Genomic DNA, 12,611 nt, shown 5'->3' with positions numbered 1-12,611 from the left:
CATGGATGACGCAGAGGTCATGATCGGACCGGTCAATCTCGCCGCCAAGGTGGACGAGGCCCTCGCCGTGCAGGCGGTCGCCTTCGGCCTGGACCAGGACGAGGTCGCCGTACGCCGCCACATCGTGCTGCGCCACCTCATGAGCCCCGGCGCCCGCTCCTACGGCGCCACCACGCCCTCGGGGCGGCTCGTCGGCTTCGTGTACGGCATGCCCAACGACCGTACGCACTGGTGGTCCACCGTCGTGGAGCCGTACCTGCGCGCCACGGGCACCGCCGACTGGCTCGACGGCTCGTTCGTCATCACCGAACTCCATGTCCACCCCGCCTACCAGGGGCGCGGCGTGGGCCGCGGACTGATCACCACGATCACCGACGAGGCCGACGAGCAGCGCTCGATCCTCTCCGCCATCGACACCGACTCCCCGGCCCGCGGCCTCTACCGCGCCCTCGGGTACGAGGACCTCGCCCGCCAGGTGCACTTCCCGAGCGCGGCCCGCCCGTACGCCGTCATGGGCGCCCCGCTGCCCCTCCCGCGACGGAACTGATTTCCCCGGTCCGGGGCCGCCCGGCTAACCTCGGGGCCATCACCCTCCCCCGAGCTCTCGGCTGCGCTCGAGCAGGGGGGACCCCCATCCGGCAGGAGTACGAGAACCATGGCCAACGCACCGGTCCAGCGCATGTCGAAGTTGATGGCGAAGACGCTGCGCGACGACCCGGCGGACGCCGAGGTCCTCAGCCACAAGCTCCTCGTGCGCGCCGGCTACGTCCGCCGCACCGCCGCCGGCATCTGGAGCTGGCTGCCCCTCGGCCTGAAGGTCCTCGCCAACGTCGAGCGCGTGGTCCGCGAGGAGATGGACGCGATCGGCGCGCAGGAGGTCCTGCTGCCCGCGCTGCTGCCCCGCGAGCCCTACGAGGCGACCGGCCGCTGGGAGGAGTACGGCGCCGAGCTCTTCCGCCTCCAGGACCGCAAGGGTGCCGACTACCTCCTCGGCCCCACGCACGAGGAGATCTTCACCCTCCTGGTGAAGGACCAGTGCTCGTCCTACAAGGACCTGCCGGTGATCCTCTACCAGATCCAGAACAAGTTCCGCGACGAGGCCCGCCCCCGGGCCGGCATCCTGCGCGGCCGCGAGTTCCTCATGAAGGACTCCTACTCCTTCGACACCGAGGACGAGGGCCTCGCCCAGTCCTACGCCCTGCACCGCCAGGCCTACCAGCGCATCTTCGAGCGCCTCGGTCTCGACTACCGCATCTGCGCCGCCACGGCGGGCGCGATGGGCGGCTCGAAGTCCGAGGAGTTCCTCGCCCCGGCCGAGGCCGGCGAGGACACCTTCGCCGACTGCCCGAACTGCGACTTCGCGGCCAACACCGAAGCCGTCTACCAGGCGGTGAAGCCGGTCGACGCCGCCGCGGTCCCCGCCGCGGAGGAGATCCCGACCCCCGACACCCCCACCATCGAGACGCTCGCCGCCTCGCTGGGCGTCCCGGCCTCCGCCACGCTCAAGAACCTCCTGGTGAAGGTCGACGGCGAGATCGTCGCCGTCGGCGTCCCCGGCGACCGCGAGGTCGACATGGACAAGGTCGAGGCACACTTCGGTCCGACCGCCACGGTCGAGCTGGTGACGGAGGAGGACTTCGCGCAGCGCGCCGACCTCGTCCGCGGCTACGTCGGTCCGCAGGGCCTGGAGAAGGTCACGTACATCGCCGACCCGCGCGTCGCGCCGGGCACGGCGTGGATCACGGGCGCCAACAAGGACGGGATGCACGCGAAGAACGTCGTCGCGGGCCGTGACTTCGAGGTCGAGGAGTACGTCGACGTCGTCGTCGTCCAGGAGGGCGACGCGTGCCCCAAGTGCGGCACCGGCCTGAAGCTGGACCGCGCCATCGAGATCGGCCACATCTTCCAGCTGGGCCGCAAGTACGCCGACGCCCTCAAGCTCGACGTCCTCGGCCAGAACGGCAAGCCGGTCCGCGTGACCATGGGCTCGTACGGCATCGGCGTCACCCGCGCCGTGGCCGCGCTCGCCGAGCAGACCGCCGACGAGAAGGGCCTGTGCTGGGCCGCCGAGGTCGCCCCGGCCGACGTCCACGTCGTCGCCGCCGGCAAGGCCCTCCAGACCGAGCTGGCCCTGGAGGTCTCCGACAAGCTGGCCGCCGCCGGCCTGCGCGTCCTGACCGACGACCGCGCGGGCGTCTCCCCGGGCGTCAAGTTCACCGACGCGGAGCTCATCGGCGTCCCGAAGATCCTGGTCGCGGGCCGCCGCTCCGGCGAGGGCGTCGTGGAGCTGAAGGACCGCCGCACGGGCGAGCGCGAGGAGCTCACGGTCGACGAGGCGATCGCCCGCCTCACCGCCTGACCGCGGGGCACATGACACGACGGAGGGGCGGGGCCTCGGGCCCCGCCCCTCCCTCGTGCGCTGCTCGTGGACGCGTACCGCCTGCCCGTGACGGGCTCAGGTCACGTCCTCGTGCGGTACCGGATCCACCGACGCGCCCGTCAGGTCCTCGACCGCGTCCATCGCGGCCGCCCGACCCCTGAGATACGCCTCGCTCAGCGGTGGCGGTGGCGGTGGCGGTGGTGGCGACAGCGCCTCCGCGTGCTCGCCCGCTTCCCCGGCCGCCGGTGTCGCGCGCTCCAGGAACCTCAGGAGCTCCACCGGGATCGGCAGGACCAGCGTCGAGTTCTTCTCCGCCGACACCGCCATCACCGTCTGCAACAGCCTCAGCTGCAGCGCCGCCGGCTGCTCCGACATCACCGCGGCCGCCTCCGCCAGCTTCTTCGACGCCTGGAGCTCCGCGTCCGCGTTGATCACCCGCGCCCGCCGCTCCCGGTCCGCCTCCGCCTGCCGGGCCATCGAGCGCTTCATCGTCTCCGGCAGGGACACGTCCTTGATCTCGACCCGGTCGATGGCGACGCCCCAGCCCATCGCCGGGCTGTCGAGCATCAGCTCGAGGCCCTGGTTGAGCTTCTCCCGGTTGGACAGCAGATCGTCCAGGTCGCTCTTGCCGATGATCGACCGCAGCGAGGTCTGCGCCATCTGCGAGACGGCGAACTTGTAGTCCTCCACCCGCACCAGCGCGTCCGCCGCGTCGACCACCTTGAAGTACACGACCGCGTCCACCCGCACCGTGACGTTGTCCCGGGTGATGCCCTCCTGCGCGGGCACCGGCATCGTGACGATCTGCATGTTGACCTTGTGGAGGCGGTCGACGACCGGCACGATCATCGTGAATCCGGGCGGGCGGATCTCCTGGCGCAGCCGGCCGAAGCGGAAGACGACCCCGCGCTCGTACTGCTTCACGACCCGCGCCGCCGCGCCCGCGTACACCGCGACCGCCGCGGCCGCGCCGGCGGCCGCCATCAGCAGCTCTTCGATCATCACGGCCCCCTGGAGCCGAGCCGACAGTACGCCGAGAACCGGCGAACGTTACAAGAAGGGTATTCCCCTACAGCCAGCTCGCGAACTCCATGAGCAGCTCGGCGTCCTGCCGCCGCCCCGCCGTGAACGCCCGCGTCCCCGACTCGACCGCGCGGAACAGCGTCCAGCCGCGCAGCCGCTCCCGGTCCATGTCCAGCGAGTCCGCCAGCTTGTTCACCCGCCGCCGGGCCGTCGAGGCGCCCGCCGACGCGCCCACCAGGTCCTCGACCCGGTCGCGGACGAGCCGGGCCAGGTCGTAGGCGCGCTCGCCGACGAGCGGCTCGGGTCCGACGGCGAGCCAGGGGGCGCGGTCGCCGCCCAGCACCTTGCCCTGGCGGAAACAGCCGTGCAGCAGCAGCGACTCGTCCGGGGCGGCCACCAGCTCCTCACGGGCGGCGAGCGCCGCCGCCGTCAGCTCACCGGCCGCCGGGTCCGCGCGGTACGGCTCCATCGCCGCGGCCTGCCGCTCCGTCCGCTCGGCCACCGACTCGAAGCCGTGTCCGGCCGGCGGCTCCACCCACAGCTTCCGTACGGTCCCGGCGGCCTCCAGGAGCGCCTTGGCCTCCGGCAGGGAGCGCAGCGACACCTCGGGGTGCAGCCGTTCGAGGACGAGCCCGCCGTCCGGGGTCTCGTCGAGCAGCCGGACGGCGCCCCAGCCGTTCCAGTGCGCGAGCGCGTCCCGCTCCAGCTCGGGCCGGGCGAAGGGCGGTGCGATCTTCAGCGCGGCGGGGGAGTCGTCGGGGCGCCGGACGAGGAGGACCAGACTGCTCCGCCCGCCCGGGGCCATCACCCGCTCGGCGTCGAGGGACGCGTGGTCGAGCACGGTCCGCGCGTGTTCCGGCAGCGGCCCGAGCCACTCGGTCGCCGCGGTGTCCCCGTACGTCTCACCGAGCGCTCGTACGAGTCGCTGCGGCGGTTCGAAAGCCATGCGTGCGTTGTCCTTCTGACGTTCGGTCTGACGGTCCGTCCGACGATCGGCCGGCCCGGTCGGGGCCGGACTCACATCCGCTCGGCGAGCCCAGGAAAGGTTACGTCGCGGCCGCGCCAGCGGACGGCACGGACCGCCGCCTCCCGCAGCGCGGCGGCCGCCTCGCTCCGCAGCGGGCCCCGGCCGGCCCGGACGAGGTCGGAGTACACCCCGGCCACCCGGTCCTCCAGGACGGCCGCGAGCCGTACGGCGCCGGCCGTGTCGGCGACCGGGAACGGCAGCTCGTACGCGGCCGCCGCGGCAACCGGCGTGCCGCCGAGGTCGCGCACGGTGCGGCGCAGCGCCTCCCGGCGGGCCCGGTGGGCCTCGAAGGCGGTGGTGGCCTCGGCCTTGCGCGCCGTACCGATCCGGCCGCCGACGACCCCGTATCCGTACACCGCCGCGTGTTCGGCGGCCAGGGCCGCCTGGGCGGCGTCGAGGGCGCTCATGCCGGTGCTCCTTCGGTCAGCAGGTAGGCGTGCGCGGCGCCCGCGGCCGCCACGGAAGCGAGCAGTCGCGCGTACTCGGGCGGGGCCGCGACCAGGGCGTTCGTGTGCCTGTCGGAGGCCTCGCGCTCGGCCGCCGCGAGTTCCTTGAGGGCCGCGCGGGGATCGGCGGGCACCGGTACCGGCGGCGGCTTCGGGCCGGAGGAGGCGGCGGCGGAGGCCGACGGGGAGACCGTCGCGGAGGCCGAGGGGGACGCGGCCGCCGGGGTCACCGGGGTCACCGTCGTCCCGCCCTCGCCCAGGGCCTTCGCGTGCGCCGCCACCGAGCGCCGCAGCGGCGTCAGCCGGGGCGCGAGCGCGGGATGCGCGGCGAGCACCGCGTCGTAACGTTCCAGCAGGCCCCGCGCGGCGGTCACCGAGCGGAGCCGCAGCGCCGCCTCGGCGCGCGCCACCCGTTCGGCCTCCAGTCGGGCGGCGCTCGGCTTCCTCGTACCGCCGTCGCCGCCGGCGTCGGAGGTGCAGCCCACGAGGGCCGCCGCGCCCGCCGCCGCGCCCGCCCTGAGGAGTGCGCGCCTGCCCGTCGTCGTCACGCTCTCTCCCTCGTCCGTCGTGCGTCGTCGAAGATCGTCGAGATCACCGCAGGCGAGCGTACCCGCGGGCCCCGGAGCGGTGGACGGCAACACCCTCCGGGACCGGATACCCTTTGGTCTGACACGCGACGAAACCCACAACAGCACACGCGGCCGAGGAGTCACCCGGATGAGCACCACCCAGAGCGACAGGCTGCGCGGACTCATTGAGCCGCTCGTCCACGCGAAGGACCTGGATCTGGAAGAGATCGAGGTGTCCCGGGCCGGCCGTCGCGGACTGCTGCGCGTGGTCGTCGATTCGGAAGAGGGCGTCGAGCTGGACGTCTGCGCCGAGCTGAGCCGTGAGATCTCCGAGAAGCTCGACGAGACCGATGTGATGGGCGAGGGCGAGTACGTCCTCGAAGTCAGCTCTCCCGGCGCCGACCGCCCCCTGACCGAGCACCGCCACTACGTGCGGGCCACCGGCCGGCTGGCCAAGCTCCAGCTCGCCGCGGGCGAGGAGTTCGTCGCCCGGATCCTCGCCGTGGACGAGGACGGCCTCGACCTCGAAGTGCCGGGCGTGAAGGGGCGCAAGCCCACCGCCCGCCGGGTCGAGTTCGCCGACATCGCCAAGGCGCGTGTCGAGATCGAGTTCAACCGCAAGGACAAGAAGGAAGAGGAGGCGTAGCCGTGGACATCGACGTGAAGCTGCTCAAGGGCTTGGCGAATGAGAAGGAGATCTCCTTCGACCTGCTGGTCGAGGCGATCGAGTCGGCCCTCCTCATCGCCTACCACCGCACCCCCGACGCCCGCCGCCACGCGCGCGTGGAGCTGAACCGGCAGACCGGTCACGTGACGGTGTGGGCGAAGGAAGACCCCTCCGAGCTGGAGGAGGGCCAGGAGCCCAAGGACTTCGACGACACCCCGTCGGACTTCGGCCGGATCGCGGCGAGCACCGCCCGCCAGGTGATCCAGCAGCGACTGCGGGACGCCGAGAACGACGTGACGTTCGGCGAGTACGCGCGCCGCGAGGGCGACGTCGTCGCCGGTGTGGTGCAGCAGGGCAAGGACCCGAAGAACGTCCTGGTCCGGCTGGACGACAAGCTGGAGGCCATCCTCCCGGTGCAGGAGCAGGTGCCGGGCGAGGACTACTCGCACGGTCTGCGGCTGCGCACGTACGTCGTCCGGGTGGCCCGCGGTGTCCGCGGTCCGTCCGTCACCCTCTCGCGCACGCACCCCAATCTGGTGAAGAAGCTCTTCGCCCTGGAGGTGCCGGAGATCGCCGACGGTTCCGTCGAGATCTCGGCCATCGCCCGTGAGGCGGGTCACCGCACCAAGATCGCCGTGCGGGCCACCCGTTCGGGTCTGAACGCCAAGGGTGCCTGCATCGGCCCGATGGGCAGCCGCGTCCGCAACGTGATGGCGGAGCTGCTCGGCGAGAAGATCGACATCGTCGACTGGTCGGACGACCCGGCCGAGATGGTGGCGAACGCGCTCTCCCCGGCGCGGGTCTCCAAGGTCGAGGTCGTCGACCTGGCCGCCCGGTCCGCCCGGGTGACGGTGCCCGACTACCAGCTGTCGCTGGCGATCGGCAAGGAGGGGCAGAACGCCCGCCTGGCCGCGCGCCTCACCGGCTGGCGGATCGACATCCGTCCGGACACCGAGCCGGCCGGTCCGGAGGACTGAGACCGTTTTTGGCCATCAGTTGTTCGATTCTTGCCCCGAACGGGTGAGGTCGGTACGGGGAGGTAGACTTAATCGTGTCTGGCCGGACGCAAGCCCGCGTATGCCCTGAACGAACCTGTGTGGGATGTCGGGAGCGAGCGGCCAAGAGCGATCTGCTGCGGATCGTGGTGAATAAGGACGAGTGTGTTCCGGATCATCGCGGTACGCTGCCCGGCCGGGGTGCGTACCTGCACCCCGCCGTGGTCTGTCTCGACCTGGCGGTCCGCCGCCGAGCGTTCCCCAGGGCCTTCAAGGTCCAGGGCCCGCTCGACACAGCGGAACTCCGTCACCACGTCGAGCCATCGGCACCGCAGTGAAGAAGTACGGCACGGATCACCGTGCGGTCAGGTACCTCGCGAGTTGGAAGTAGGTCGAGATTGCGATGAGCACTCGATGAGTACGCGATGAGTACGCCCATGAAGTAGCGACGGTCCGGCGGTAACCGGACCTAAAAGGAGCGAAGTGGCTAAGGTCCGGGTATACGAACTCGCCAAGGAGTTCGGCGTAGAGAGCAAGGTCGTCATGGCCAAGCTCCAAGAACTCGGTGAATTCGTCCGTTCGGCGTCCTCGACGATCGAGGCGCCGGTCGTGCGCAAGTTGACTGACGCTTTGCAGGGTCCCGGTGGCAACGCCGGCAAGACCGCTGCCAAGCCCGGCGCGCCCCGCAAGGCAGCGCCTTCCCCCGCCGCGCCGAAGCCGGCGCCGGCATCCCCCGCCGCGCCGTCCCCGGCGCAGGCTGTACGTCCCTCCGCCCCGAAGCCTGGAGCGCCCGCCCCGGCGGCGCCCAAGCCCGTGGTCGCGGAGAAGCCCGCCGCGGCGCCCACCTCGGGCTCGCGTCCCACCCCGGGTCCGAAGCCCCCGGCCGCGCCGAAGCCGGCGCCGGCCTCCCCGGCTCCGACGACCCCGGAGTTCACCGCGCCTCCGGCGGCTCCGGCCGCCCAGCGTCCCGCCGGCGCGACCCCGGGCCCCCGCCCGGCCGCCCGCCCCGCCCAGCAGGCCCCGCGCCCGCAGGGTCAGGGTCAGGGTGCCCCGCGTCCGCAGGGCCAGGGCGCCCCGCGTCCGGGCGGTGCCCGTCCGGCCGGTCCGCGTCCGGGCAACAACCCCTTCACCTCGGGTGGCTCCACCGGAATGGCGCGCCCGCAGGCGCCCCGTCCCGGCGGCGGCGCCCCGCGTCCGCAGGGCGGCCCCGGCGCCGTTCCGGGCGCTCCGCGTCCGCAGGGTGGCCCCGGTGGCGCCCCGCGTCCGCAGGGCCAGGGCGGCGCGCGTCCCACCCCCGGTGGCATGCCGCGTCCGCAGGCTCCCCGTCCGGGCGGCGCGCCCGGCGGTAACCGTCCGAACCCGGGCATGATGCCGCAGCGTCCCGCTGCCGGCCCGCGCCCCGGTCCTGGCGGCCGTGGTCCCGGTGGCCCCGGCGGCCGTCCGGGTGGTCCCGGCGGTGGCGGCGGCGGTCGTCCCGGCTTCGCCGGTCGTCCGGCCGGTCCCGGCGGTGGCGGCGGCGGCTTCGCCGGCCGTCCCGGTGGTCCCGGTGGTGGCGGCGGCGGTCGTCCGGGTGGTCCCGGCGGCGGTGGCGGCGGCTTCGGCGGTCGTCCCGGTGGCTTCGGTGGCCGTCCCGGCGGTCCGGGTGGACGTGGTGGCACGCAGGGCGCCTTCGGTCGCCCCGGCGGTCCCGCGCGTCGTGGTCGCAAGTCGAAGCGGCAGAGGCGCCAGGAGTACGAGGCCATGCAGGCCCCGTCCGTGGGCGGCGTGATGCTGCCTCGCGGCAACGGCGACACCATTCGCCTGTCGCGCGGTGCCTCCCTCACCGACTTCGCCGAGAAGATCGGCGCCAACCCGGCGTCGCTCGTCGCGGTGATGATGAACCTCGGCGAGATGGTCACGGCCACGCAGTCCGTCTCCGACGACACGCTGCAGATGCTCGGCGACGAGATGAACTACGTCGTCCAGATCGTCAGCCCGGAGGAGGAGGACCGCGAGCTCCTCGAGTCCTTCGACATCGAGTTCGGCGAGGACGAGGGCGGCGAAGAGGCTCTGGTCTCCCGTCCGCCGGTCGTCACCGTCATGGGTCACGTCGACCACGGTAAGACCCGACTGCTCGACGCGATCCGCAAGACGAACGTCGTCGCGGGCGAGGCCGGTGGCATCACCCAGCACATCGGTGCCTACCAGGTGGGTACCGAGGTCAACGGCGAAGAGCGTCGCATCACCTTCATCGACACCCCGGGTCACGAGGCGTTCACCGCCATGCGTGCCCGTGGTGCGAAGTCGACCGACATCGCGATCCTCGTGGTCGCGGCCAACGACGGCGTCATGCCGCAGACGATCGAGGCGCTCAACCACGCCAAGGCCGCCGGCGTCCCGATCGTCGTCGCGGTCAACAAGATCGACGTCGAGGGTGCGGACCCGACCAAGGTCCGCGGTCAGCTGACCGAGTTCGGTCTGGTGGCCGAGGAGTACGGCGGCGACACGATGTTCGTCGACATCTCCGCCAAGCAGGGTCTGCACATCGACTCCCTGCTGGAGGCCGTCGTCCTCACCGCCGACGCCTCGCTCGACCTGCGGGCCAACCCGAACCAGGACGCGCAGGGTATTGCGATCGAGTCCCACCTCGACCGTGGTCGTGGTGCCGTCTCGACCGTCCTGGTCCAGCGCGGAACGCTGCGCATCGGCGACACCGTGGTGGTCGGCGACGCGTACGGCCGCGTCCGGGCGATGCTCGACGACAAGGGCAACAACGTCGAGGAGGCGACCCCGTCGACTCCCGTCCTGGTGCTCGGTCTCACCAACGTGCCGGGTGCCGGCGACAACCTCCTGGTCGTCGACGAGGACCGTACGGCGCGTCAGATCGCCGAGAAGCGCGCTGCGCGTGAGCGCAACGCCGCCTTCGCCAAGCGCGTCCGCCGGGTGTCCCTCGAGGACCTCGACAAGGTGCTCAAAGCCGGTCTCGTCCAGGAACTCAACCTCATCATCAAGGGCGACGCGTCCGGTGCGGTCGAGGCCCTCGAGGCTTCGCTGCTCCAGCTCGACGTCGGCGAAGAGGTCGACATCCGCGTCCTGCACCGCGGTGTGGGTGCGGTCACGGAGTCGGACATCGACCTGGCCATGGGCTCCGACGCCATCGTCATCGGCTACAACGTCCGTGCGGCCGGCCGTGCCGCGCAGATGGCGGAGCGCGAGGGCGTCGACGTCCGGTACTACTCGGTGATCTACCAGGCCATCGAGGAGATCGAGGCGGCCCTGAAGGGTCTCCTCAAGCCGGAGTACGAAGAGGTCGAGCTCGGTACGGCGGAGATCCGCGAGGTCTTCCGCTCGTCCAAGCTGGGCAACATCGCCGGTGTTCTCATCCGCTCCGGCGAGGTCAAGCGCAACACCAAGGCGCGCCTCGTCCGCGACGGCAAGGTCATCGCCGAGGACCTCACGATCCACGGTCTGCGCCGCTTCAAGGACGACGTCACCGAGATCCGCGAAGGCTTCGAGGGTGGTATCAACCTCGGAAACTTCAACGACATCAAGATCGACGACGTCATCGCGACGTACGAGATGCGCGAGAAGCCCCGCGCCTGATCGCGTCCGATCACAGCAGTGAGCCGGGGCCGGTCGGTGGGAGTTATTCCGTCGATCGGCCCCGGCCGTTGCGTGTACGGTTCTGGTGTCCCTGCCGAGCGACGGCCCGGCAGGCCACCGAACCCGAACCGGCGGGACATCCGGCACCGCATGTACGTGGGGACTCTGTCCTTCGATCTGCTCCTCGGCGACGTCCACTCGCTGAAGGAGAAACGCTCCGTGGTCCGCCCGATCGTCGCCGAGCTCCAGCGCAAGTTCTCTGTGAGCGCGGCCGAGGTGGGCGACCAGGACCTCCACCGCAGAGCCCGGCTGGGCGTCGCGCTGGTGTCCGGGGACCCGGGGTTCGTATCGGACGTGCTCGACCGCTGTGAGCGGCTCGTCGCCGCGCGTCCCGAGGTGGAGCTGCTCTCGGTGCGCCGAAGGCTCCACACTGATGAAGACTGAATTGAGCAAGGCAAAGAAGGAGAAGGACCAGTGGCCGACAACGCGCGGGCGAAGAAGCTGGCAGACCTCATCCGGGAGGTGGTCGCCGAGAAGCTGCAGCGCGGCGTCAAGGACCCTCGCCTGGGTACGCACGTGACCATCACGGACACCCGCGTCACCGGTGACCTGCGGGAGGCCACGGTCTTCTACACGGTCTACGGCGACGACGAGGACCGGGCGAGCGCCGCAGCCGGTCTGGAGAGCGCCAAGGGCGTCCTCCGTTCGGCCGTGGGCCGCGCGGCAGGGACCAAGTTCACCCCGACCCTGACGTTCATCGCCGACGCCCTCCCGGAGAACGCGCGGACGATCGAGGACCTCCTCGACAAGGCGCGGGCCTCGGACGCCCAGGTGCGGGAGGCGTCCTCGGGCGCCACCTTCGCGGGCGACGCCGACCCCTACAAGAAGCCGGGCGAGGACGAAGCCGCCGAATGAGCAACGCAGCAAAGACGCCCGACGGACTTGTCATCGTCGACAAGCCGTCGGGCTTCACTTCGCATGACGTCGTGGCCAAGATGCGCGGGATCGCCAAGACCCGTCGGGTCGGCCACGCGGGCACGCTCGACCCCATGGCCACGGGCGTCCTCGTCCTCGGCGTGGAGCGGGCGACCAAGCTTCTCGGTCACCTCGCGCTGACCGAGAAGGAGTACCTGGGCACCATCCGCCTGGGCCAGACCACGATCACCGACGACGCCGAGGGCGAGATCACGGCGTCGGTCGACGCTTCGAAGGTCACCCGGGAGCAGATCGACGCGGGCGTGGCCGAGCTGACCGGTGCCATCATGCAGGTGCCGTCGAAGGTCTCCGCGATCAAGATCGACGGCAAGCGGTCGTACGCGCGCGTGCGCGGCGGCGAGGAGTTCGAGATCCCGGCCCGCCCGGTGACCGTCTCCTCCTTCCAGGTGTACGACGTCCGCGAGGCCACGGCCGAGGACGGCACCCCCGTCGTCGACCTGGTCGTCTCGGTCGTCTGCTCCTCCGGTACGTACATCCGGGCGCTCGCCCGGGACCTCGGAGCGGGGCTCGGTGTGGGCGGCCATCTGACCGCGCTGCGCCGCACCCGGGTCGGCCCGTACAAGCTCGACGCGGCCCGGACGCTCGACCAGCTCCAGGAGGAGCTCACGGTCATGCCGGTCGCCGACGCGGCCGCGGCGGCGTTCCCGCGCTGGGACGTCGACGAGAAGCGGGCCAAGCTGCTCCTGAACGGTGTCCGGCTGGAGATGCCGGAGTACCCGGCGGGTCCCGTCGCGGTCTTCGGACCCGAGGGGACGCTGCTCGCGCTCGTCGAGGCCCAGCGGGGGAAGGCCAAGAGCCTCGCCGTCTTCGGCTGACGCCGGGACCGGCGCTGCGGCCGGGGTCCTTGGGGACCGGATCGTCGCTTGTAGGGCGGACACGCACGCGTGTCCGCCCTACACGTGTCTTCCGCGAGATTTCACCCCATC

Annotated in this window: 13 protein-coding genes; 9 read left to right on the top strand and 4 right to left on the bottom strand. The window is 71.9% G+C overall.

Going from position 1 to position 12,611, the window contains the following annotated elements:
- Position 1 precedes the first annotated feature (1 nt).
- Positions 2-547: a GNAT family N-acetyltransferase gene (locus DEJ46_RS10770; protein ID WP_150265567.1), complete on the top strand. Its 546-nt coding sequence runs from the start codon at positions 2-4 to the stop codon at positions 545-547.
- Between the two features lie 108 nt (positions 548-655).
- On the top strand, positions 656-2,359 hold the full coding sequence (locus DEJ46_RS10765) for a proline--tRNA ligase (RefSeq protein WP_150265565.1): 1,704 nt from the start codon (positions 656-658) through the stop codon (positions 2,357-2,359).
- A 96-nt stretch (positions 2,360-2,455) separates the two neighbouring features.
- On the opposite strand, the gene DEJ46_RS10760 is transcribed toward DEJ46_RS10765, so the two are convergent.
- The 4 genes from DEJ46_RS10760 to DEJ46_RS10745 form a co-directional block, all read right to left on the bottom strand.
- Positions 2,456-3,382, bottom strand: a complete 927-nt coding sequence (locus DEJ46_RS10760; protein WP_150265563.1) for a slipin family protein — start codon at positions 3,380-3,382, stop codon at positions 2,456-2,458.
- Positions 3,383-3,449: 67 nt separating this feature from the next.
- Positions 3,450-4,349 (bottom strand): aminoglycoside phosphotransferase family protein, encoded by a 900-nt coding sequence (locus DEJ46_RS10755; RefSeq protein WP_150265562.1) that lies wholly within the window; start codon positions 4,347-4,349, stop codon positions 3,450-3,452.
- Positions 4,350-4,420: 71 nt separating this feature from the next.
- Positions 4,421-4,837 carry a ferritin-like domain-containing protein gene (locus DEJ46_RS10750; protein ID WP_150265560.1) on the bottom strand — a complete coding sequence of 139 codons (417 nt, stop codon included), beginning with the start codon at positions 4,835-4,837 and terminating at the stop codon, positions 4,421-4,423.
- A complete protein-coding gene (locus DEJ46_RS10745) occupies positions 4,834-5,424 on the bottom strand; it encodes a hypothetical protein (protein WP_150265558.1) in 591 nt (196 codons plus the stop codon). Before DEJ46_RS10745 ends, DEJ46_RS10750 begins: the two co-directional genes overlap by 4 nt.
- Before the next feature lie 169 nt (positions 5,425-5,593).
- On the opposite strand from DEJ46_RS10745, the gene rimP reads away from it, so the two are divergent.
- The 7 genes from rimP to truB all read left to right on the top strand — a co-directional run bounded on the left by rimP (position 5,594) and on the right by truB (position 12,500).
- Positions 5,594-6,091, top strand: a complete 498-nt coding sequence (rimP, locus tag DEJ46_RS10740) for a ribosome maturation factor RimP (RefSeq protein ID WP_150265556.1) — start codon at positions 5,594-5,596, stop codon at positions 6,089-6,091.
- A gap of 2 nt (positions 6,092-6,093) precedes the next feature.
- Entirely contained in the window at positions 6,094-7,089 is a 996-nt protein-coding gene (gene nusA, locus DEJ46_RS10735; RefSeq protein WP_150265554.1) for a transcription termination factor NusA, read from the top strand.
- Between the two features lie 74 nt (positions 7,090-7,163).
- Entirely contained in the window at positions 7,164-7,445 is a 282-nt protein-coding gene (locus tag DEJ46_RS10730; protein ID WP_150265552.1) for a YlxR family protein, read from the top strand.
- A 145-nt stretch (positions 7,446-7,590) separates the two neighbouring features.
- Complete coding sequence (gene infB / locus DEJ46_RS10725) at positions 7,591-10,689, top strand: translation initiation factor IF-2 (protein WP_150265550.1); 3,099 nt, start codon at positions 7,591-7,593, stop codon at positions 10,687-10,689.
- 150 nt (positions 10,690-10,839) lie between these two features.
- The gene (locus DEJ46_RS10720; RefSeq protein WP_019889861.1) at positions 10,840-11,133 is read left to right on the top strand and encodes a DUF503 domain-containing protein; all 294 of its coding nucleotides are present in this window, start codon (positions 10,840-10,842) and stop codon (positions 11,131-11,133) included.
- Between the two features lie 30 nt (positions 11,134-11,163).
- Positions 11,164-11,604, top strand: coding sequence for a 30S ribosome-binding factor RbfA (gene rbfA / locus DEJ46_RS10715; protein ID WP_150265548.1), 441 nt, complete (start codon positions 11,164-11,166; stop codon positions 11,602-11,604).
- Positions 11,601-12,500, top strand: a complete 900-nt coding sequence (gene truB, locus DEJ46_RS10710) for a tRNA pseudouridine(55) synthase TruB (protein ID WP_150265546.1) — start codon at positions 11,601-11,603, stop codon at positions 12,498-12,500. Before rbfA ends, truB begins: the two co-directional genes overlap by 4 nt.
- Positions 12,501-12,611: the final 111 nt, after the last annotated feature.

The sequence above is a fragment of the Streptomyces venezuelae genome (assembly GCF_008642375.1).
Classification (GTDB): domain Bacteria; phylum Actinomycetota; class Actinomycetes; order Streptomycetales; family Streptomycetaceae; genus Streptomyces; species Streptomyces venezuelae_G.
This window is presented reverse-complemented; position numbering and strand designations above follow the sequence as displayed.